The organism is Chryseobacterium sp. c4a (assembly GCF_009900745.1).
Classification (GTDB): Bacteria; Bacteroidota; Bacteroidia; order Flavobacteriales; family Weeksellaceae; genus Chryseobacterium.
Genome location: NZ_WXVU01000009.1, coordinates 147,372 through 170,197, shown reverse-complemented (window position 1 = coordinate 170,197; position 22,826 = coordinate 147,372). Strand labels below are relative to the sequence as shown.

General features: G+C 35.8%; 15 protein-coding genes. 7 read left to right on the top strand and 8 right to left on the bottom strand.

The features are described 5' to 3' along the window. Nucleotide 1: 1 nt before the first annotated feature. The 6 genes from GTR01_RS13585 to GTR01_RS13560 all read right to left on the bottom strand — a co-directional run bounded on the left by GTR01_RS13585 (nucleotide 2) and on the right by GTR01_RS13560 (nucleotide 9,951). Entirely contained in the window at nucleotides 2-1,222 is a 1,221-nt protein-coding gene (locus GTR01_RS13585; RefSeq protein WP_160138367.1) for a DUF4876 domain-containing protein, read from the bottom strand. Between the two features lie 20 nt (nucleotides 1,223-1,242). Further along, nucleotides 1,243-4,038, bottom strand: coding sequence for a TonB-dependent receptor plug domain-containing protein (locus tag GTR01_RS13580; RefSeq protein ID WP_160138366.1), 2,796 nt, complete (start codon nucleotides 4,036-4,038; stop codon nucleotides 1,243-1,245). Between the two features lie 491 nt (nucleotides 4,039-4,529). After that, nucleotides 4,530-6,485, bottom strand: a complete 1,956-nt coding sequence (locus GTR01_RS13575; protein WP_160138365.1) for a lipase family protein — start codon at nucleotides 6,483-6,485, stop codon at nucleotides 4,530-4,532. A 160-nt stretch (nucleotides 6,486-6,645) separates the two neighbouring features. Then, entirely contained in the window at nucleotides 6,646-7,824 is a 1,179-nt protein-coding gene (locus tag GTR01_RS13570; RefSeq protein WP_160138364.1) for an acyl-CoA dehydrogenase family protein, read from the bottom strand. 128 nt (nucleotides 7,825-7,952) lie between these two features. Then, on the bottom strand, nucleotides 7,953-8,741 hold the full coding sequence (locus tag GTR01_RS13565; RefSeq protein ID WP_160138363.1) for an NUDIX hydrolase: 789 nt from the start codon (nucleotides 8,739-8,741) through the stop codon (nucleotides 7,953-7,955). A gap of 16 nt (nucleotides 8,742-8,757) precedes the next feature. Further along, nucleotides 8,758-9,951, bottom strand: coding sequence for an MFS transporter (locus GTR01_RS13560; RefSeq protein ID WP_160138362.1), 1,194 nt, complete (start codon nucleotides 9,949-9,951; stop codon nucleotides 8,758-8,760). Nucleotides 9,952-10,128: 177 nt separating this feature from the next. On the opposite strand from GTR01_RS13560, the gene GTR01_RS13555 reads away from it, so the two are divergent. The 6 genes from GTR01_RS13555 to GTR01_RS13530 all read left to right on the top strand — a co-directional run bounded on the left by GTR01_RS13555 (nucleotide 10,129) and on the right by GTR01_RS13530 (nucleotide 20,622). Further along, nucleotides 10,129-13,038 carry a SusC/RagA family TonB-linked outer membrane protein gene (locus GTR01_RS13555; protein ID WP_160138361.1) on the top strand — a complete coding sequence of 970 codons (2,910 nt, stop codon included), beginning with the start codon at nucleotides 10,129-10,131 and terminating at the stop codon, nucleotides 13,036-13,038. An 11-nt stretch (nucleotides 13,039-13,049) separates the two neighbouring features. Then, nucleotides 13,050-14,588, top strand: coding sequence for a RagB/SusD family nutrient uptake outer membrane protein (locus GTR01_RS13550; protein WP_160138360.1), 1,539 nt, complete (start codon nucleotides 13,050-13,052; stop codon nucleotides 14,586-14,588). Between the two features lie 3 nt (nucleotides 14,589-14,591). Further along, on the top strand, nucleotides 14,592-16,016 hold the full coding sequence (locus tag GTR01_RS13545; RefSeq protein WP_160138359.1) for a glycoside hydrolase family 30 protein: 1,425 nt from the start codon (nucleotides 14,592-14,594) through the stop codon (nucleotides 16,014-16,016). A 10-nt stretch (nucleotides 16,017-16,026) separates the two neighbouring features. Beyond that, complete coding sequence (gene bglX, locus GTR01_RS13540; protein ID WP_160138358.1) at nucleotides 16,027-18,249, top strand: beta-glucosidase BglX; 2,223 nt, start codon at nucleotides 16,027-16,029, stop codon at nucleotides 18,247-18,249. 85 nt (nucleotides 18,250-18,334) lie between these two features. After that, entirely contained in the window at nucleotides 18,335-19,144 is an 810-nt protein-coding gene (locus tag GTR01_RS13535; protein WP_160138357.1) for a family 16 glycosylhydrolase, read from the top strand. A 38-nt stretch (nucleotides 19,145-19,182) separates the two neighbouring features. Then, complete coding sequence (locus tag GTR01_RS13530; protein WP_160138356.1) at nucleotides 19,183-20,622, top strand: glycoside hydrolase family 30 protein; 1,440 nt, start codon at nucleotides 19,183-19,185, stop codon at nucleotides 20,620-20,622. Between the two features lie 82 nt (nucleotides 20,623-20,704). Here the strand turns inward: GTR01_RS13530 and GTR01_RS13525 are convergent, their stop codons facing one another. Further along, nucleotides 20,705-21,514 carry an enoyl-ACP reductase gene (locus GTR01_RS13525; RefSeq protein WP_062670284.1) on the bottom strand — a complete coding sequence of 270 codons (810 nt, stop codon included), beginning with the start codon at nucleotides 21,512-21,514 and terminating at the stop codon, nucleotides 20,705-20,707. A 120-nt stretch (nucleotides 21,515-21,634) separates the two neighbouring features. Then, nucleotides 21,635-21,934: a hypothetical protein gene (locus tag GTR01_RS13520; RefSeq protein ID WP_160138355.1), complete on the bottom strand. Its 300-nt coding sequence runs from the start codon at nucleotides 21,932-21,934 to the stop codon at nucleotides 21,635-21,637. Nucleotides 21,935-22,072: 138 nt separating this feature from the next. On the opposite strand from GTR01_RS13520, the gene GTR01_RS13515 reads away from it, so the two are divergent. After that, nucleotides 22,073-22,630, top strand: coding sequence for a DNA-3-methyladenine glycosylase I (locus tag GTR01_RS13515; protein ID WP_160138354.1), 558 nt, complete (start codon nucleotides 22,073-22,075; stop codon nucleotides 22,628-22,630). Nucleotides 22,631-22,826 lie beyond the last annotated feature (196 nt).

Sequence of the window (22,826 nt, the reverse complement as noted above, 5' to 3'; positions counted from 1 at the left end):
TTTAATTGAATAATGAAGGTTTTACCCCATGGTCAAAATCCGCAGTGGAGTTGTTGGTGTCTTTTAAAATATCTTTACCCTCAGCAGTTTTACCAATAACTTTTCTGCGAACAGCTTTTCCAAAGCGGTTTTTATCACCATCAAAAGAAGTTACAGAAGTCCATCCCATATCCAAAGAAGGAGAAGTTACCAGCCATTGGAAAGAGTCCTGTACACTTAAATTAACTGCATCTTTGATCCATTGGTTCGGGATTTTAACAGCTGTTCCATCCATAGGATAAACCTCTCCGCCAAAAGTAAGATTATAGGTGTAAGTATATGAATTCTGGTTGATTAGTGATTCATTGGTAACTCCCGGTGGCATACGTGCTATAGCATACGCATAATATCCTTGCGTGTGAATAACCATTTTCTCAAATACATTGATCATTTTAGGGACTGTAGGATTATCAATATCGTCGGAATCTTCTTTGAAAATCTGGAAATTAGCTTGAGAAAGATTGATTGATGAAGGATTGAATTCTTTATGATTGATGGCATCTTCTGCAATGATAATCGATGAGCCAGGCAATACAGGATAAGTGGTTCCATTACCTGGAATTCTAATGATTGCTCCTGCAGAGAATGTCGTTCCCATAATATTGGGGCTGTAATCCTGCTTTTCATTGGTCATGAAAGCTGATTGTATCAATAACATTCCGTCAGCATATAATGTCTGGTCTGTATTATTGGTGATTTTAAAATACTGGTCTCCAAAATACATAGCTCCCTGTGGGGTTTGAGTACCTGTGAAGAATACTTCCTCAAGAATAAGATCGCCGCTTTCTGCTTTCAATGAGAGATCAATCGTTTTGCTTTGTTCAGTACCATTGATAACAACTCCAGTTTGAACTCCACCTACTTTTGACTCTATAAGCGTGAATTTATCTCCATATACAATACTTCCTTCAACAGTAATGTGATAAGTTCCCATAGGAAGAACTGTTTTCAGTAAATTGGTGTTTTTAAGCTCCTGAGTAACTGTAAATCCAGTGTTCAGCTCTTTGAATTTTACCGTAAGATACTTGTATTCTTGTACCTGGATGTTCTCCGGAACAACTCTCAGATCAAGGTTTAGAGTAGTCTGAGCTTGTACCTCTGGGGCATCGGAGTCAGACGAACAGGCTGCAAGACTTACTACAGCACACAATAATAATAGTGTTCTTACTAAATGTTTTAACATAATTTATTGGTTTGAAATTGTTATAAATTGAAATTGATCTCCATTCCGAAATAGGGATCTTGTGCTCCTTTTCGGTTGATGATAAATCCATTCACATTGTAGGGTGCATAATAACTGAAAAGCCTGTTAGCAAACATCGAAACGATCACTGTTTTGTTTCTGAAGCTTTTAGTTACTTTCAGGTTAAGATTAGCTTCTAAAGGTCTTCTTGTAGCATTATATCGGTCTTCATTCTGAACCATAATCAGTCTTTCGAGGATCGTTCCACGGGCTGTATCAGGATTGAATGGGAAAATATTACCATTTTGATCCACATAATGACTAGGGAGTCCGCTCATAGGTTCCACCTTTCTGCTGGAATACCATGAAAATTGGAATGAACTTGAAAATATCAGATCTAATTTGGGAATGTAGGTATCCATCATCAAGTTTGTATTCAGGATTTCATTTACAGAATTAGGTTCCATTCCATTATAAAGTCCGAGATAAGGATAAGGCCTGCCGTTGATCAATACATCAGGTCTCCTGTATACCGGAAGACTGTTGCCATATTGAGTGCGAAACCATGCTCCGCTTACGGTAAACCTTGTATTAATGATAGGAATTCTATTGGAAGAATACTGAAATTCCACACCTTCCTTGTCTATTTTACTTCCATTTCGTTGTGCTGAATACATGAAATTCTCCGTAATGCTTTGATAAGGAAGTGTATTGACATCAGGAGGTGAAGTAATCGCATCATGATTGAGTGCTGATGTATCGTATTTTTTATATTGATAAATTGCATATTCATTCATAGAGCGAAAAGCATTGTGCATCTTTTCTTTAAAAACAGTTACAGAGAGCTGATGGAACCCTAAACTAAAGTCTACTCTTGCCTCAAATTTTTCATTGGTAGCAGGTTCTATTTCCGGATTCTGAGGATTATAGATCATGGTTTTATAATTCACTTTTCTATAATTCGGATTAGAATGGAAATAGTTCAATTGCTGTACATCTTTATAGATCAATTCAGGATATAGCAGATTAAGATCTGGGAATAAGCTCTGCTTACCATAACCTAATGTTAATGCTAATTGAGCCTTTTTATTCATTAAATTAAATGTTGGTAGATCCCATTGAAGATTAGTTCTTGGATCCAGATACACCTTTCCGTTCATATTAAAATGAGCCGGCAGGTTCAACATCGAATTTCCTCTTACCCCTAATGCTAGTGTAAGTTTGTGTTTGCCAAGATCTGCTGTACTAATGGTTTCCAGAAATAAAGCAGCAGTAGAATAGGCTGGTACATCACGATAAGCACGAGGTCTGAAAGTGGCTTTAGGGTCTATTGGTTTATAAATATCAAATAGTTGCCCCTGACCCCAGTTTTTACTGAGTTGCCAATCAAATCCTGTATTGATCTCATTTTTAACGGTTTTGAAATCCCATTGAAAAGCATTTACCATTTTCACAAAAATATCAAGTGGCTTGCCATCTACACTATAGTCTGAAATATATTGAGCTGTAGGGTAGTAGCCATCATACTCACCGTCATTTCTGGATAGAGGAAAAGCGGTTGCATTCTCCAGCTGAATGAACTTGGTTTGCTTTATTTTGTCAAATCTTTGATTGATGGTAGCCTGAACCTCTGTTGATTTGTAAAATGAAGGCTCATTTTTGGTGTAATTAAACACATTGGAAAGACTCAAAAGGTGATTATTGACTTCATAAGAGTTTAATTGTGATAAATCTACATCCGGATCAGTCTTTGAGCCATCAAGAGAACCTGTGTAGCTAAGATGCGTTTGCCATCTGAAATTACCTTGACTACTTTGTTTTTCCTTTATGAGAGCAAAATTAGCTGTAATTCTTTTATAATTTTCAAGTTGATCTCTTGGATCAGATTTAGCATGCAAATAGTCGATTCCTGTATTGATTTTCAAGCCATGCTTTTTATCTTCAAAACCCTTACTGATGGCAAATAGTTTACTGTAGCCATCAGCTTTAAATCTTGATTTCCAATGAGTATATCCTGATTTGTTGGTGATTTTAACGATTCCGGACGTTAGATTTCCATAAATGACAGAAGGAATCCCACGCATAATTTCTACTTTTTCGATCTGATCAGTAGAAACACTTCGCATATCTACACCACTAGTGAGATTGAGTCGCCTTTTTAGTCCATTATTGTTTTTATCTAAAAAATCATAGGTATACTGAAGGTTAGCACCCGAGTTTAATGGAGCTCCATCTACTAAAAATGTGGTTCCCATAGCAGAAGTATTGTAGTCATTTCCTGGATTTCCAGTTTCACGAAGACTGATTTTATTAACTTGATTTAAAACAGGGTCTCCAGATCGGCCTCCGGGAAGAAGCTCCAGAAGATCGGTAAAACTAGAGGGCTGCAAATGCTGCATTGCACGCTGGGAAATCACAGAGGATGAAGTCAGACCTTTACTTTCCTTAGCAGTAATGGTTACTTCCTCTATAGATGTTATTTTGTCTGTAAGTGAAAATGTAAAGGTTTCAGATTGGGTAATTGATAACTTACCTGAATATCCGATCATCCCATTTTTACGAATCTCAATCACATACTGACCAGGAATTACTGATAGAGTAGCAATTCCTTTTTCATTAGTAGGTACAGTGTAGTTATTTGCACTGGATATGATTTTGATTTCTGAATCTCTGATAGGTTCAGCTTGTTTATTCTTTATTTCAAATAAAATGACCGCAGATCTGTCTTGTGCTTGAACTGTTGAATAGGTTGTGAAAAGAAATAAAAATGTAAAAACTTGTTTTTTAAAAGGGAATTTGGGATCGTTATGGATCATCTGACATTATTCTTCCGCAAAGGTAGGAGGCATTAGATAAGATTTATAATTTTATTTAGAATAATTTAAAATAGTTGACAAATGTCATTTGCACAAAAAAAATATTTATGAGGTTATGAGATCGCTTTGATCGTTTGTTTTAGATTGTATTGTGTTGTTTGTCAGTTGTTTGTTTTTGTGGTTTTTAGTTTTTATGATTTTTTATTTCTAATTTATATTATTGGAGTTATTTCTATTGAAAGACTATAGAATTGTGTGAGTAGGTTTTTAACCCCATAGAAACATAGTTTTATATTGAGTGAGAAAAGTGTGGGAATTTTAATCTGATATTTTATTTTCTGGTTTCCTTGCAATATAACAGGGGCATCCATCTTCTTTAGATACGAAAAATTGATGGTTTAAATTCTTGTAAACAGCTGCTTGATCAAAAAAGCACCCCATTGCTGGAGTGCCAAAATTAACTTGAAAATGATATATAAAAAGGATTGATGCTATAGTTTAACTTTTTTATTGATTGTTTTCCCATTAGAAAGGGTCATTTGTACCACATAGATTCCAGGTTCCATACTTTTTGATTCATATTGTTGAGAATTCACTTCCTGCTGAAGAATCAAAGCTCCGGAAATATGGTATACACTTATATTTTTAATGTCGTTATTGGATCTGGCCTTAATCTGTTTGTTTTGGCTAAAGATATCTGTACTGTTTTCCAACGTACGGTTTCCGATATTTTTACTGAATTGCAGATTATAATATGATGTAACTACTTCGAATGTATATTTCTGAGCATCCATATCCTGTAGGCTGATTCCGCCTTTTTCCTGATACTGATCTCTGGAAATGGTTGTAACCAGATTTTTATTTTCATCAAAAATATGTACCGCAGAAAGTTCGTTTTGATCAATCTTTAATTTTAAAATGGCATTGTTTTCAGATTGTACGATTTCATTTTCGGCTACTTCTTTAGGGGTGTTCTTAATGTATGGAAGCATCTTATTCTGATTGTTTTCTGATACTTTTAACAGATATACTCCATCTTTTAAGGAAGATAAAGTGCGGTCAGTAGCTGCTCTGCTTACTGCTTTTTCTTTATTAAAATCAGTGATTTCCTGTAGCTGCATATTCCCAAAATCAGGTTTTATCTGGGAGGAGAACAGAGGATAAATTTCCTGAGACTCTTTTGCCGATTGTTTTCCAAAAATAGAGCCTATGGCTGCCCATTCATTAAAAAGACCACCGCTTCTTAAGGTATTAAATTTAGCATTAGAAGCCAGAACAAACGGAACAATACCACCCACATGTCCGATAGGCCCCCAGTAAAAAGAATCTAATTTGTATTTGTTCAGATCCCACCATGCATAATAGCTACGTTGTACATCAATCGTTTTGGAGGTGTTTTCTGGTGGAATGGCTAAATCAACGGTAGAATGGCCTAGTGTCATTGGGGTTTTATTATACCAATCGTATACATCTTTGGGTTTCAGACATTGTCTGAATTTATGATTGGGATTATTGGTTACTTCATTTACAAAATTGGTTGTGAATAGTTTTCTCCAAAGGAAAGATCCCCATAATAATCCTCCATTATCCTGAACAACATGATAGTTATATCGATCAAGATATTCTGCAGAAATGACTTCTGAAATATTATTTGTGTACGTTTTAAATCCTGTATTATTACAGCTGTGAAGTACATTGGCTAAAAATGAGCTAAACGGGTAAATATCTTTTTCCAAAACACCTTTCTTTAAAGTGGTTTCAGACATGTCATAAGGCCCATCACCCATATAAGCATATTTGAATTTTAAATTGCTTGGATTTGAGATGCTTAACCGTTTTAATGTAGACATGGCAGCATGTGCACCTTGTGAATATCCTGCCAGGAAATATTCATCATATCGTTTTATGCCTAATTGTGCTAATGCTTTATTGGCTGCAGTAACAAAATCGATCGTTGCACCGGCTTCAGTAGCATAATCTACATAAGGATGTACACCATCTCCGGTTCCCATCCCTACATAGTCGGGAGCCATTAAAATATAACCATTAAGTACATAAGAAAGTTCTACTACGAATCCGGCAGTTAATGCACCCTTGAAATTAGATGGAACATTGTGCCTGCTATCGGTAGTACCATGATCTGAAACTACGGTGGAAAGCTTCATATTAACATTCGGATACATCAGAAGTCCCGTTGCTTTTACCAGTACATTATTTTCATTTTTGGTGTAATAGGTTATTTTATATCCTTTTAAACCTACATTGAAACCGTTCAGGTAACTCACAAAATCCGGAGCGTTTTGTTCACCAAGATTATTGGCTATGAAATTAACAACCCCTTGGGGAGTCAAGTCCAGCTTTTGTTCAGCACTGATAAGGTCTCCTGCCTGTTGGGCGAAATAAAAAGGCGCAGTGAGTCCTAACAAAAAAGTTGTTATTTTCTTCATATCGTGGATTTTTACTACTGTTAATGTAGTATTTTTATTAATTCCTCAAAAATATTAAGACATTAACAGTTATTCATCGAATATTAAATTCTCTAAAACGTGAGTAAAATAAAAGAGTCTGATCCAAAGACCAGACTCTTAATTCTATATTTTCCTTTCCTTAGAAAGCGTTGATACCTGTAATATCTAAACCGGTGATTAACAAATGAACGTCGTGAGTTCCTTCATAAGTAATTACAGACTCAAGATTGGCAGCATGTCTCATCATCGGGAATTCGCCCATGATACCCATCCCACCAAGAATCTGTCTTGATTCTCTTGCAATGTCAATTGCCATTTTAACGTTGTTACGTTTAGCCATCGAGATTTGTGCAGGAGTTGCTTTGTGAGCATTTTTAAGGTTTCCTAGCTGAAGACATAATAACTGAGCTTTTGTAATCTCCGTTAAGAATTCAGCCAATTTTTTCTGTTGAAGCTGATAAGAACCAATTGGTTTACCAAACTGCTTTCTCTCTTTAGAATACTGAACAGCAGTGCAATGGCAATCAATAGCTGCCCCGATTACTCCCCATGAAATTCCATATCGAGCAGAATTCAGACAAGATAATGGGCCTTTCAATCCTGTAACGCCAGGAAGGAGGTTTTCTTTCGGAACTTTTACATCGTTAAATACCAATTCTCCTGTTTTGGAAGCTCTTAAACTCCATTTATTGTGTGTTTCCGGAGTTGTGAATCCTTCCATTCCTCTTTCAACGATTAATCCCTGTACTTTTCCTTCTTCATTTTTTGCCCATACTACGGCAATATCGCAAAGAGGAGAGTTGGTAATCCACATTTTAGCACCATTCAAAAGATAGTGATCACCCATATCTTTAAAATAAGTTTCCATAGATCCTGGGTCAGAACCGTGGTTAGGCTCAGTTAATCCAAAAGAACCGATCATTTCTCCAGCAGCCAGTTTCGGAAGATATTTCATTTTTTGTTCTTCAGAACCGAACTCATTAATTGGAAACATTACCAAAGAGCTTTGTACTGAAGCCGCTGAGCGTACTGCTGAATCTCCTCTTTCCAACTCCTGCATAATAAGACCATAAGAAATCTGATCTAATCCGGAACCACCATACTCAACAGGAATATACGGGCCTAATGCTCCGATTTTTCCTAATTCTCTCATAAGGCCAGGAAGGTCAGTATGATTTTGTGCTGCCTGGTCAATCTGCGGCATTACATAACTTTCAACCCAGTCTCTTACAGATTGGCGGATCAGTTTGTGTTCTTCAGTAAGTAAAGCATCAATTCCATAATAATCAGGGATGCTTGTAAGAGGATAATATGACATGATTTTTTGATTTTGTTAAAAATAACATTTTTCGTGGTGTTTGAGAAATTTTTTTGAAAACTTATCTAAATGCTGGTTTTCAAACAGATAATGTAGATTTTTCCTATTTCAGGGATAAAATCTATATTTTAAGCCTCCTCATCATTGGAGATAGGATACTGATTGGTGGCATTGTGTACCTCGGTTTTGAATTTATACAGATAAGGAGCTTTGTTTGCAGACCCGTCATATAACTTTTCTAACCTGTCAAGGATATTAAGGCTTAATATTTTTCGCTGGAAATTATTCCTTCTGAATTTTTGTCCCAAAATTGTTTCATAAAGTGCCTGTAGATCCTTCATTGTAAATTTTTCAGGAAGTAAATTACTGGCTGCTACCTCAGTATTAATGTTCATTCGAAGGTATTCTAATCCGGTTTCTATAATTCTGTCATGGTCAAATGCCATCTTGGGAAGATTATTAACTTCAAACCATTCACAGCTTTCATTAAAAGCATCCGGAAAAGTATTGGTGAGTGAAAAATCAATAAGGCTGCAGTATCCTACAGTAATGAATCTCTGAAAGATCCAGTGATCTTCAGGAACTTCTATTCCTTTATTTCTAAGCAGGATCTGGTGAACATTATTTTCTGTACGGTCGATTCTTCCAAACGTATGGAACTGTTTTAAGAACAGATCTTTAAGATGCGTTCGTTCATACAAAACCCGCTCTGCAGCTTCCCGAAGATCTTCATCATTGAAAACAAAACCACCCGGAAGTGACCATAGATCCAGATCATGATACTTTAATAACAGGACTTTCAGAATGTTATTGTGAAAGCCAAATATCGTACAGTCTACAGAAATATGAGCAACAAAATCTTTGGTGTCGATCAGTTCCTGAAGCGTTTCTTTACTTTTTGTGTCTTTTATTTTCATGCTTGTAAAAATAAAACTATTTTCTATATTTTCTTTTTGAGACAGTAAAATATATGAAACTAATCACAAAAAGAAGAATTACAGAACATAAAATATATAAAGGATAAAAGCTTAACAGTTGGTTTCCAAAAAGTAAAGCCATAATAATGGAACTCACTGAACTTCCCAAAGAAGAGAAAATAACAATGAGTGAGGTAAAAAGATTTATTTTTTCTTTATCAACTACAGTAATCATTTTTGAATTGACAACAGGGTAGAGTGGTGAGAGAAATAATCCTATTACCGGAAATAAAAACAAAATTATTTTTGAATCCTCAGAATCAAAATATTGAATTCCTAAAATAATCAGGAGTAATACGATGATTAAAGAAATACATGTAATATAATATTTTGATAATGAAAATCTCCGGATGACATTAGCAGTAACAGTCCTTCCTGCATAAGAAAAAAGGGAAAGGAAGGAGGTGGCCTGAAGAGCAAAAAATGAATTAACTTTCAAATGATTCTTATAAAAAGAAGGAAGCCATGAATTAAAGCCTTGTTCTACAAAGACAATAAAGAAAACCACGGCAAGAAATAAAGCGACAACAGGTGTAGTAAATCCGGATAATTCTGAGAAAATGCTTTGGTTGTTTTGCGGCTTAGATTCTGTAATTTCGGTTTTTAAAAGTAAAAAAATCGTAATAGCAGATAATACGGCAATGAGTAAAAATCCGAATCGCCAAAATTCGGAGTACTGGCTGGAGATGAGCCATCCAAATCCTGTATTTACGACAAATATTCCGATCATAAAGGAAGCTTCTACACTATTCATCGTTTTTGCCAATGATTTTTCATCCGAAATATTGTTCCTGATAATTCCAAAAACACATATTTTACCAATGGCAAAGCAAGCTCCGATAATAGCAAACCATACTTTGTAGAACCAAAATTCTTCTATAAAAGGAAGCAGGCAAGAACAAAATCCTACAATAGCCAAAGCTGCTATCAATGCTCTTTTAGTTCCTGTTTTATTGATGAAGCTCACTGCAAATAAAGAGATAAACGCAATAGGCAGGTCTTTGAAAGATTCCAAAAATCCAAGTTCTCCATAGGTAATATTGGTATCTGCAAGTTGGAGTATAATAAGTCCCATACAGTTTAATACCATGGAGAAAATAAGAAAGGTCAATTTTAAAGGAAGAGAAATTTTGGAAAGCTTAACGGTCATTTTGGGTATTAACTTTATTGAATTTTTATCGCTTTTTGTGAATAATTGATGCGAAGATATGGCTTTTAACCCTTAATAATAAACGAAATATTAAAATATTTGTTAATCTAATGTTAATTAAGTGAAAAAAAATATATTTTTATTGTCTCAATTTGAGAATTAAAACAATGACTGTATATGAACATAAGAATATCAAGAAGTTTAGGAGTGGTTGCCGTCCTTTATTTCACGGCTAATTTTAGCGCCCAGACCAAGAAAGATTCGCTTTCTAAAGAGAATAAAATTGAGGAAATCGTTATGATTGGTTATGGAACTCAGAAAAAGAGTAATGTAACAGGAGCAATATCAAGCATTAAAGCATCTGATATCGAAGATGCTCCTACAGCAGGGAGACCAGAGCAAGTGCTTCAGGGAAGAGCTGCAGGTATTTCTGTAGTTTCGAATTCCGGACAACCGGGAACAGCCCCTACAGTACGTGTACGTGGTATTACCAGTTTTGGAGCCGGAAGTAATGATCCTTTATGGGTGGTGGATGGAATTGTGGTGGACAATATCGGCTGGCTAAATCAGTCTGATATTGAAAGCATGGAAATTCTTAAGGATGGAGCATCTGCTGCAATTTATGGAGTTTCTGCCGCAAAAGGGGTAATTTTGATTACAACCAAGAAAGGACGAAAGGGAAAGCTAAACCTTTCTTACAATGGTTTCTTTGGAGTAGGAAGCGCTTCCAAAAAGCTTGATTTATTAAATGGGACACAATATGCCACTATTATGAATGAAGCGTATAACAATGATGGATTGAAACCTTTCTTGGGTAATCCTTCATCTTATGGAGTCGGTACAGACTGGCAAAAGCAAATTTTCAACAGTGCACAACGTCAATCTCATGAGTTCAGTATTAATGGTGGAAATGATAAATCAACTTTTTACTCATCTTTTGGATATTATGATCAAGAAGGAATTGTATTAAGAGATATCTCAAATTATAAACGAATAAACGCCAGATTAAACTCTACCCACAAAGTATTTGACTTTTTGACGATCGGACAAACTTTTGCCTATACCCATACAAAATCCAGAGGAGTTAATGATAACGGAGAATTTGGAGGGCCTCTAAGCTCAGCGATTAATCTTGATCCGTTAACACCTGTAGTGGTAACCAATGGTATTAATAGCCAGCCTAATTTCAGTGATTATATCAATAATCCTAATTATGTAAGAGATCCTAATGGAAATCCATACGGAATTTCACCTTATGTAAGTAAGGAGATGACAAATCCATTGGCTTTCAGACAAACTCAGTTAGGAAGATTTAAATGGACTGATGACATTATAGCTAATGTATTTGCGGAGTTAAAGCTTGATAAACATATTAGTTTTAAATCGAGCATGAATGGGAAACTTTCTTATTGGGGGAATCAGGCATTTGTTCCGGTTAATTATCTGAGTACAGCTAATAAAAATGATTTTAACAGTTTATTCAGGCAAATTGACAAAAAGTTTGAATGGAGTACTGAAAATACATTATCCTATCAGAATAAATTTGGATTGCATAACCTGAACGTTTTGTTTGGGCAAGGGTATTACGAGTATAATATTTCGTCAGGACAAAGTACAACGTTTACCAATCTTCCTACCAATAACTGGGAAGATGCATCTTTTAACTTTGATATTTCTCCTGAAAATAGAAAAGGAAACGCATGGGATGGAAAACAAACTCATAAAGCTTCTTATTTCGCAAGAGTGGTTTATGACTATGATAACAGATACCTTTTTACCGGAACAATTCGTAGAGATGGTTCCTCCAAATTTGGAAGTAACAATCATTGGGGAAATTTTCCAGCAATGTCTTTAGGGTGGAATGTTTCTAATGAGAGCTTTTGGCCGGAGAATAAAGTGGTAAACAGCTTTAAACTGAGAGGTGGATATGGAGTGCTGGGTAATGATGCTATTGATGATTTCCAGTTTGCCAATTTCCTGATCGCTGGAAGTAACTATACTTTTGGAGACAATATTATTCGAGTAGGATATGCACCAAGTACTCTTGAAAATCCTGATTTGAAGTGGGAAAGAACCTCACAGTTCAATATTGCAGCAGATATGAAGCTTTTCAGAAACATTGATCTGAGCGTTGACCTCTATAGAAAAAAGAGTACTGATATTTTAAGAAAAGTTGAGCTTCCCGGTTACTTGGGATTAATCAATAATCCGTTCAGAAATATTGGGGATATGAACAATGATGGAGTGGAGGTAAACCTTGGATACAAAAAGAAATGGGGGGACTTTGGTTTTTCAGTTAATGGTAATTTAGCTTATTTAAAAAATGAAATTACCAGACTTGAAAATAACAGACCTTATGTAAATTTTGCTTCTTATCAAACATTAGGAGCTGTATCCAGACTTCAAGTGGGTGAGTCATATGGTTCTTTCTATGGTTATAAAAACTTAGGAATTTTTCAGAATCAGGCAGAAATTGATGCGTATCGAAATGCTAAAGGAGAATTAATTCAGCCTAAAGCAAAACCAGGGGATTTCAAAAGACTCGATGCGAATGGTGATGGAGTAATTGATGATAAAGACTATGTAAATCTGGGAAGCTCTGTACCAAAATACACATTTGGACTTACTGTTAATCTGAATTATAAGAATTTTGATTTGATGGTATTTGCACAAGGGCAGGCTGGGAATAAAATTTTCCAGGGGCTCAGAAGGCTGGATATCCTGGAAGCCAATTATCAGACTGCTATTATGGGACGTTGGACAGGAGAAGGAACTTCAAATACAATAGCTAGGCTTACCGTAAATGATGATAATCAAAACTATACAAGAATGTCTGATTATTATCTGCAGAACGGAGATTATTTACGTCTTAAATTGGTTCAGATAGGCTATACCTTACCGAGTGAAGCAGCCAAAACCATTGGTGCTTCAAAAATCCGATTCTATGTGACGGGGGAAAATCTTGTTACTTTTACCAAGTATACAGGATATGATCCTGAAATTGCAGGAACAGACACATTTGGTATAGATAGAGCTTTCTATCCACAAGCAAGAACTTTCATTTTCGGAGCTAGTGTTCAATTTTAAAGATTAAAAAAATGAAAAATAAAAGATTTATATATAAGAGTGTATCTGTTTTATTATTAACAGGTATTAGTTTTGGGGCTGTATCTTGTGATAAAGGAAACCTGGAGGATGTAAAGAATACAGGAACTTTTGATACAAGTAACTATTTTAAGAATGAAGAACAGGCTTTCGGAGGATTAATAGCTACTTATGATATGTTACGAAAGTATTCCGGTGGTTTCGAGAATATGGTGACTTTCTTTAACGGAGCTTCTGATGATTTCTATTCAGGTGGAGGGAATTCTTCGGATGGCGCTGGTATTCAAGGGTTCTCAAACTATTCAATCAACTCTATTATTATGCCTGCCAGTTATTGGAAAGACTATTATCAGGGTATTGCAAAGGCTAACCTTTTGTTGGAAAGAATTCCAAATGCCACAATGGATGATCAGATAAGAAAAAGATATATTGCGGAGGCCAAAGTGCTAAGATCATTATACTATTTTGAGCTATTGAGGATGTTCAAAAATATCCCTCTTATCCTAAAGCCGGTTGTGTTTACAGATGATTATTATAATATTCCGCAGGAAGACCCTAAAAAAATATACACACAAATAGAAACTGATATTGTTTCTGCTTTACCAGATCTTATGATGAAGGCATCCGGGCCTAGTGAGAAAGGGAGAATCACACAAGGCACAGCCCGTGCTATTCTTGGCAAAATTTATTTATATGATAAGAAGAATGTGGAAGCAGCAGCTCAATTTGAACAGGTAAATGGTACTCCGGGTAAGGAAAGCCAGTATGGATATAAATTAGTAAGCAATTTTGATGATCTATGGAAGGTAGATAATAAATTTACGACTGAATCTGTGCTTGAAGTAATGCATACTAATGTGAGTAATGCAGATTGGCCGTTTTGGGGTTCTGGTAAAGATGAAGGGAATTCAATCAACGTAATGCTAGGAATAAAATCTTATGGACGAGTTGCGAATGTCCCTAATAATGATGCTCCTGATCTTTATGCAAGTTGGGGATTTAATCCTGTTACAGATGATCTGTTTAATTTTATGCAAGGAGACCCCCGATTAAATGCTACGATATTTAATGCTAAAAAATTAAAAGAAGAAGGGAAAATTACTTATTCCCCAGGCTTTAGAGATACAGGATATTTCCTAAACAAATATTTACCAAGGAATGCCGATAAATCTAATCTGCCGGGGCCTACTGAGCTTAATTTCCGTCAAAACTATATTGCTATAAGATTGGCAGATACTTATCTTATGGAGGCTGAAGCATTGGGTGGTGCCGGTGGAAGAGCTCAGGCATTATTAGATGCTGTAAGGGGAAGAGTGGGACTTGCTCCGGTTCCGGTTTCTATGCAAGCTATTAAAGATGAAAGAAGAAGAGAATTAGCAGGAGAAGGGCACAGATGGTTTGATCTTGTCAGATGGGAAGAAGCCTCAGCGAGACTAGGAACAAGAGGGTTTAAAGCAGGTAAAAATGAAATTCTGCCCATTCCATTCAATGAATTGACCAATACTGCTTTAAAACAAAATCCCGGATACTAAAATATGAAGTTTCACAACTTATATAGTTTCTTTAAAGGTACTGCACTGCTTTGCGGTGTGGTACTTTTTCCTTTATCATGTGCCTCAGTGGCTATGAAAAATAATAATGAAGTTCAATATTGGCTTACCAAAGGAGACGAAAGCATCAAAATGCAATCCCAGGCTTCAACCAGATTTGTAAATACCTCCAATACTCTTCAAAATATTGAAATTGATGATACTCAAAAGTTTCAATATGTTGATGGTTTTGGATATACATTAACGGGCGGAAGTGTTGAGGTAATCAATCGTTTGTCTCCATCTAAAAGAAAGGCTTTGCTTCATGAACTTTTTGGAACAGGTGAAAATTCGATTTCCATCAGCTATCTGAGATTGAGTATCGGAGCTTCAGATCTTGATGGTGAAGTTTTTTCCTACGATGATCTTCCGGAGGGAGAGACGGATGTTTCCTTATCCAAGTTCAGTTTGGCAAAAGATAAAGACCTGATTGCAATGCTAAAAGAAATTTTAGCCATCAATCCTAAAATTAAAATCATTGCTGCACCATGGTCTGCACCAGTTTGGATGAAGGATAATGGAAAATCAAAAGGGGGGAGCCTAAAGCCGGAATTTTATGGAATATATGCCCGTTATTTTGTAAAATATATTCAGGGAATGAAGAAAGAAGGAATTAGCATTGATGCTATAACTCCTCAAAATGAACCTTTACATCCTGGAAATAACCCGAGTTTGTACATGCCCTCTAATCAGCAGAGAGACTTTATGAAAGGGTTTCTGGGGCCTGTTTTTAAAACCAATATGATCAAAACAAAGATCGTGGTATACGATCATAATTGCAATAAACCTGAATATGCATTAGATATTCTGAAAGATTCTGAAGCCTATCAGTATATTGATGGTTCAGCTTTTCATTTGTACGAAGGAGATATTTCTGCATTAAGCACAGTTCATGATGCTTTCCCTGATAAAAATCTATATTTTACTGAACAGTGGACAGGTTCAAAAGGGACTTTTAATGAAGATCTGAACTGGCATACAAAGAATGTGATCATCGGATCGATGAGAAATTGGAGTAAAATAGCCCTGGAATGGAATCTTGCCAATGATTCTAAATATAGCCCACATACAGAAGGTGGTTGTACAGAATGTAAAGGTGCCATTACCATTTCAGACAGTGAGAACTTTACCAGAAATGTAGCTTACTATATTGTAGCACATGCCTCTAAGTTTATACCGGCAGGTTCTCAGCGTATTGCTTCCACTCAGACCCAGTATCTATCGACAGTAGCATTCAAAACTCCCAACGGAAAAACAGTGTTGATTGTTCAGAACGATAATAAAGAAAATGAAAATTTTAATATTAAATTTGCCGGAAAGATCGCTACAGTAAACATTCCTGGGCAATCTGCCGCAACTTATATTTTTTAACCGAATAAGTATGAAGAGAGTTTATTTCTTATTGGCATTCTCAGCATTTGGAATGAGCGTCTACGGACAGAAAACAATAGATCAGAGAGTTGCAGATCTTTTATCTAAAATGACACTGGAAGAAAAAGTAGGACAGATGGTACAATACAGTGGATTTGAATATGCCACAGGACCTCAACATTCTAATTCAGCTGCAGTATTGGAAGAAATAAAAAAAGGAAAAGTTGGCTCTATGCTGAATGTTGCCGGAGCAGAAGAAACCAGAGCGTTTCAGAAACTGGCCATGCAATCCCGATTGAAGATTCCTTTATTATTTGGACAAGATGTTATTCATGGGTACAGAACTACTTTTCCTGTTAATATTGGACAAGCTGCAAGTTGGGATCTGGAAATGATAGAAAAATCCGAAAGAATTGCAGCTACAGAAGCATCTGCTTATGGTATTCACTGGACTTTTGCCCCAATGGTAGATATTGCCAGAGACCCGAGATGGGGAAGAGTGATGGAAGGTTCAGGAGAAGATACATACTTGGGAACTTATATCGGATTAGCAAGAATTAAAGGATTCCAAGGAAAAGGATTAGGAAGTCTGGATGCTGTTATGGCCTGTGCAAAGCATTTTGCAGCATATGGTGCAGCAGTAGGAGGTAGAGATTATAACTCTGTTGATATGAGTCTCAGACAATTGAACGAAACTTACCTTCCGCCCTTCAAAGCTGCTGCAGAAGCAGGAGTAGCTACATTCATGAATTCTTTCAATGATATCAACGGAATTCCCGCCACAGCCAATCAATATATCCAAAGAAATTTATTAAAAGAAAAATGGAATTATAAAGGTTTTGTGGTTTCAGATTGGGGAAGTATTGGAGAAATGATTCCTCACGGATATGCAAAAGATGGTGCAGAGGCTGCTGAAAAAGCGATACAGGGAGGCAGTGATATGGATATGGAAAGTAGAGTGTATATGGCAGAACTTCCGAAACTTGCTAAAGAAGGAAAAGTAGATGCTAAACTCGTGGATGATGCCACAGGAAGAATTTTAACCAAAAAATTCGAGATGGGGCTTTTCGACGATCCTTACCGATTCAGTAATGAAAAAAGACAGAAAAAACAATTTGATAACCAGGAAAATAGGAAATTCGGAAGGGCGTTCGGATCTAAAAGTATCGTTCTTCTTAAAAATAAAGACAATATTCTTCCGCTTTCAAAAACAATAAAGACAGTTGCTTTGATTGGGCCGTTTGGAAAGGAAACGGTAGCTAATCATGGATTTTGGTCTATTGCTTTTAAAGATGATACCCAAAGAATTGTTTCACAATTTGATGGAATTAAAAATCAACTCGATAAAAATTCTACCTTATTATATGCAAAAGGCTGTAATGTTGATGATCAGGACAAAACGATGTTTGCAGAGGCTGTAGAAACCGCCAAAAAAGCAGATGTGGTGATTATGACTTTAGGAGAAGGACATGCAATGAGTGGTGAAGCAAAAAGCCGAAGTAATATTGGCTTTTCCGGGGTGCAGGAAGATTTGTTAAAAGAAATTGCCAAAACAGGAAAACCGATTGTCCTTATGATTAATGCAGGGAGACCTTTGGTTTTTAACTGGGCGGCAGACCATATTCCAGCTATTATTTATACCTGGTGGCTAGGAACGGAAGCTGGAAACTCTATTGCCGATATTCTGTTTGGAACCGTAAACCCGGGTGGAAAGCTTCCAATGACTTTTCCAAGAACTGAAGGGCAGATCCCGGTGTATTATAATCACTACAATACGGGCAGACCTGCAAAAAATAATACAGACAGAAATTATGTTTCAGCATATATTGATCTTGACAATGATCCGAAATTCCCATTTGGATTTGGGTTAAGTTATACAAATTTTACCTATTCCAATATGATATTGAGTTCTGAAAACCTCAAAGGAAATCAGAGATTAGTCATCAATGTTACAGTTTCCAATACTGGAAAATATGATGGTGAGGAAGTGGTACAGCTTTATATAAGAGATCTTTTTGGGAAAGTAGTAAGACCTGTAAAAGACCTGAAAGGTTTTAAAAAAATAATTATTAAAAAAGGAGAAGCCAAAAAGGTAGAATTTACACTAACTCCGGAAGATTTGAAATTTTTTGATGACGAACTTAATTTTGACTGGGAAGCGGGTGAGTTTGATATTATGATAGGAACTAATTCTCAGGATGTACAAACCAAAAGAATTAATTGGACAAAATAAATTGAACAAGAGTGAGATTTAATCCTCTTCAATATCAAGATATTAAAAAAGACTTTAATAAAAATATAATGCCCATAAACATTGTATGAGTTTAAGACCCCAAAAAATAATTCAGCTTTGTATAGCTGCAATAGCCGTTTTATCAGTAATAAATTGTGTTTCTACTAAAGTTGATTCTGGTAAGAAGCTGATTTGGAGTGACGAATTTAATGGAAAAGGACTTCCTGATTCTTTAAAATGGAACTATGATACAGGAGGAAATGGATTTGGAAATGAAGAAGCACAGTTTTATACAAAAAGCAGACTGGAAAATGCCCGGATGGAAAATGGAAACCTTATCATTGAAGCCCGAAAAGAAAATTGGGAAAAAAATAAATATACTTCAGCAAGGCTCTTAACCAAAGGAAAATTTTCTTTTCAATATGGAACAGTAGAAGTACGGGCAAAGCTCCCGAAAGGTAAAGGAACCTGGCCAGCCATCTGGATGATGAGCGAAAATATGAAAAAATGGCCGGATGATGGAGAGCTTGATATTATGGAACATGTTGGATTTAATCAAGGATTTATTCACGCTTCAGTACACACAAAGAAATACAATCATATCCAGGGAAATCAAAAAACAGATACGCTGATTGTAAAAGATGTAAGTGAAAGATTCCATGTGTATAAAGCTGATTGGACACCCGAAAAAATTGATGTTTATATTGATGATAAGAAGTTCTTTACCTATGAAAACAGAGAAAAAACCAAAGAGGCATGGCCTTTTGACCAACCTTATTTTATCATTTTAAATCTTGCCGTTGGAGGTTTATGGGGTGGAAAAGAAGGAATAGATGACGGCATCTTTCCACAAAAGTATTATATAGACTATGTAAGAGTCTATCAAAATAGATAATGAAAAAGAGGACGTTTTAGTCCACAAACAAAAAAATCATGAGAAAACTAATCGTAAGTTGTTTTGTAATCGGTATTGCCATCAATGTCAATGCTCAGAATTATTGGAAAAAGCATGAAGGAAAAACAGCTAAGGTAATTTTGACCAATTCTAAGGTCAATGAAAGGATGGCAGACAAAGGGGCTGTAAAATTTGAGCAGTTTGGTCAGCCAAAAGAGACGGAAGCCTGTATTTTTGTTGCTCCTCATTTTAAATATCAAAAACTCATCGGAATTGGAGGGGCTATTACAGATGCTTCTGCAGAAACTTTCTACAAAATGCCAAAAAATAAACAGCAAGAAATTCTGGAAGCATATTTCGGAAAGAATGGGCTGGGCTACACTGTGGTTCGTACCAATATGAATTCCTGTGACTTCTCCAGTGATTCTTATACCTATGTAGCAGATAATGATATCTCTTTGAAAACATTCAATGTTGCTCACGATGAGAAGTATAAGATTCCACTGATTAAGGAAGCTCAAAAAGCAATTGGAAACAGTTTTACCTTTTATTTCTCTCCATGGAGTCCACCAGCCTGGATGAAATCAAACAAGAGTTTATATAAAGGCGGAAGATTGGAAAACCAATACTATCAGACCTGGGCAGATTATTATATTAAATTCATTAAAGAATACGAAAAGAGAGGAATTAATGTTTGGGGATTAACCGTTCAGAATGAACCTATGGCTACACAATCCTGGGAATCATGTATCTATACAGCGGAAGAAGAAGGAGAGTTCCTGAAGAATAATCTGGGGCCAACTTTATGGAAAAACGGCTATAAAGATAAAAAGGTAATGATCTGGGATCACAACAGAGACTTAATCTATCAAAGAGCTACAACCACACTTAGTGATCCGGAAACTTCTAAATATGCGAGTGGAATCGGTTATCACTGGTATGAAACCTGGAATAATAAAACCCAGCTGTTTGATAACCTGGCAGAAACGCATAGAGCTTTTCCAGATAAATTCCTTGCTTTTACAGAAGGCTGTAAAGAACAATTCACTATGGACAGAATCTATGATGTAAGCCTTGGTGAGCTATACAGTAAGAATATGTTGAACGATTTCAATAAAGGAAATGCTTTATGGACGGACTGGAATATTCTTCTGGATGAAACCGGAGGCCCTAACCATAAAGGAAACTTCTGTTTTGCACCAATTATTGCAGATACCAAAACAGGAGAGGTGTTTTATACTTATGAATATTACTATATCGGACACGTTTCAAAGTATATTAAACCTAATGCCCAAAGAATAGGTTCTTCTTCCAACAGAGCTGCTTTAACTTCTTCAGCTTTCATGAATGAAAACGGACAGCTGGTAACAGTAATCATGAATGATTCAGACAATGATATTGAAACCAATCTTTGGATTGAAGGGATGGCTGCCAAGCTGAATGCTCCGGCACACTCTATACAAACCGTAATTTTATAACATCATATTAACGTTATTTTAAAAAGAATCGGCGGCCTCGAAGAGGCCGCCGATTCTTTTTATCTTATACTAAATACTGTTATTATTCAGCATCATATTTACTAATCACTCTCTGAGTAACTCCTGAACTGCTGAAACCTCCATCGTGGAAAAGATTCTGCATTGTTACTTTTTTAGTAAGATCAGAGAATAGAGTTACACAATAGTCTGCACATTCAAGAGCTGTAGCATTTCCTAGTGGAGACATATCTTCAGCATAACCAAGGAATCCTCCGAAACCTTTTACACCACTACCTGCAGTAGTCATTGTTGGAGACTGAGAAACAGTGTTTACACGTACTTTTCTTTCCCCCCAATAGTTTCCGAAAGTTCTTGCAATGCTTTCAAGATACGCTTTGTTGTCAGACATATCATTGTAGTCTGGGAATGTTCTTTGAGCTGCAATATAAGTAAGCGCCAAAATGCTTCCCCATTCATTCATACAATCTTTCTCCCAAGCCACACGCATTACTTTATGGAAAGAAACCGCTGAAATATCCCAGCCTTTTTCCAACCAATCGTAGTTCATTTCTGTATAATGTTTTCCTTTTCTTACATTGATAGACATTCCGATGGAATGAAGGATGAAGTCGATTTTACCAAATTTTGCAACCGCAGCATCAAAAAGTTTTTCAAGATCTTCAATAGAAGTAGCATCTGCACCTATAACTTCAGAACCTGTTTTTTCGGCTAAACCATTAAGTTCTCCCATTCTCAAAGCGATAGGAGCGTTAGATAAGATGAATTCTGCACCTTCCTCATGACATCTCTCAGCAACTTTCCATGCGATAGATTGTTCATTAAGGGCTCCAAATATAATTCCCTTTTTGCCTTTAAGTAAACCGTATGACATAATTTTTTAATGTTTATTGAAATACAAATGTAGCAATAATTGTGGTTATGACATAATAAAAATGGAGCCTTATCAATTATAAGACCCCATTTTCTTGAAAATATTTATATGACTGAAATTTTAATTGGTTTTCTTGTTCCATTCTGCCTTCACATCCTCTGCCGCATCCTTAGTTTTTTCCCAAGCTTCATCTGCTTTATCCTTAATGTCTTCCCATGCATCGGTTACATTAGCTTTTACCCTGTCTAGCCAGTCTTCCTGTTGGGCTTCTTCATCATTATTCCTCTTTTCATTAATATAGTCCTTGGCTCTGTCTGCCAATTCATTGATTTTCCATTTGGCTTTCTCCGTTGCATTCTGTAAAGAATTTTCTACATTGTTTACCGCATTTTCCGCTTTGTTATAATCTGAATTGTTCATAATACTATAAATTTGGTTTGGTAGTATTGAATAAACAATAACCATTCCTAAAATTATATGACTCTGTTAAACTTTTCATAATATTTTGTTATGATTTTGTAAATCAATCTTACCTTTATCTTACAAAATATGATAATTATGGAAAAAATACGTTGTGGATGGTGCGAAAAAGATGATCTCTATAGAAGATATCATGACGAAGAATGGGGAAGGCCTGTTTATGATGACGAAACGATCTTTGAATTTCTTATTCTTGAAAGCTTTCAGGCTGGTTTAAGCTGGTACACTATTCTTTCAAAAAGAGATAACTTCAGAAAAGCTTTTGATCATTTTGATTATAATAAAATAGCGGTTTATCCTGAACAAAAAATTGATGAGTTGATGAATAATCCCGGAATTATAAGGAATAAGCTTAAAATATTATCAACAATAACCAATGCTCAGAAATTTATAGAGGTTCAGAAAGAATTTGGAAGCTTTTCAAAATATATCTGGGGATTTATAGGTGGAGTTCCTATTGATAATAATCCTAAAGCATTATCTGAAGTACCGGCAACTACAGAAATCTCTGATACCATATCCAAAGATTTGAAAAAAAGAGGATTTAAATTCGTGGGTTCCACAGTGATTTATGCTCACATGCAGGCAACAGGAATGGTAAATGATCATATAGAAACTTGTTTCATTAGAAAGTGATGTGTTGTTTTTTATTCAATTTTTAGTGATGTTTTTTATTAATTATATAAGTTCTGATTATGAGTGTTGTATCCAATTAATTCACTAAATGCTAATGGATAAAGAAGTATTAATTGGTTGTTAATTAGATGATTTTTCATTTATATGTGAGTATAATAGCTTTTACTCACAATATTGTGTTTTAATTATTGTATTT

What these genes read in the sequence shown, in the direction of transcription:
- GTR01_RS13545 (WP_160138359.1), top strand. Translation starts at nt 14,592, where the DNA reads ATGAAGTTTCACAACTTATATAGTTTCTTTAAAGGTACTGCACTGCTT.
- GTR01_RS13580 (WP_160138366.1), bottom strand. Translation starts at nt 4,038, where the DNA reads ATGATCCATAACGATCCCAAATTCCCTTTTAAAAAACAAGTTTTTACA.
- GTR01_RS13565 (WP_160138363.1), bottom strand. Translation starts at nt 8,741, where the DNA reads ATGAAAATAAAAGACACAAAAAGTAAAGAAACGCTTCAGGAACTGATC.
- GTR01_RS13585 (WP_160138367.1), bottom strand. Translation starts at nt 1,222, where the DNA reads ATGTTAAAACATTTAGTAAGAACACTATTATTATTGTGTGCTGTAGTA.
- GTR01_RS13550 (WP_160138360.1), top strand. Translation starts at nt 13,050, where the DNA reads ATGAAAAATAAAAGATTTATATATAAGAGTGTATCTGTTTTATTATTA.
- GTR01_RS13530 (WP_160138356.1), top strand. Translation starts at nt 19,183, where the DNA reads ATGAGAAAACTAATCGTAAGTTGTTTTGTAATCGGTATTGCCATCAAT.
- GTR01_RS13575 (WP_160138365.1), bottom strand. Translation starts at nt 6,485, where the DNA reads ATGAAGAAAATAACAACTTTTTTGTTAGGACTCACTGCGCCTTTTTAT.
- GTR01_RS13570 (WP_160138364.1), bottom strand. Translation starts at nt 7,824, where the DNA reads ATGTCATATTATCCTCTTACAAGCATCCCTGATTATTATGGAATTGAT.
- GTR01_RS13535 (WP_160138357.1), top strand. Translation starts at nt 18,335, where the DNA reads ATGAGTTTAAGACCCCAAAAAATAATTCAGCTTTGTATAGCTGCAATA.
- GTR01_RS13560 (WP_160138362.1), bottom strand. Translation starts at nt 9,951, where the DNA reads ATGACCGTTAAGCTTTCCAAAATTTCTCTTCCTTTAAAATTGACCTTT.
- GTR01_RS13555 (WP_160138361.1), top strand. Translation starts at nt 10,129, where the DNA reads ATGAACATAAGAATATCAAGAAGTTTAGGAGTGGTTGCCGTCCTTTAT.
- bglX (WP_160138358.1), top strand. Translation starts at nt 16,027, where the DNA reads ATGAAGAGAGTTTATTTCTTATTGGCATTCTCAGCATTTGGAATGAGC.
- GTR01_RS13525 (WP_062670284.1), bottom strand. Translation starts at nt 21,514, where the DNA reads ATGTCATACGGTTTACTTAAAGGCAAAAAGGGAATTATATTTGGAGCC.
- GTR01_RS13520 (WP_160138355.1), bottom strand. Translation starts at nt 21,934, where the DNA reads ATGAACAATTCAGATTATAACAAAGCGGAAAATGCGGTAAACAATGTA.
- GTR01_RS13515 (WP_160138354.1), top strand. Translation starts at nt 22,073, where the DNA reads ATGGAAAAAATACGTTGTGGATGGTGCGAAAAAGATGATCTCTATAGA.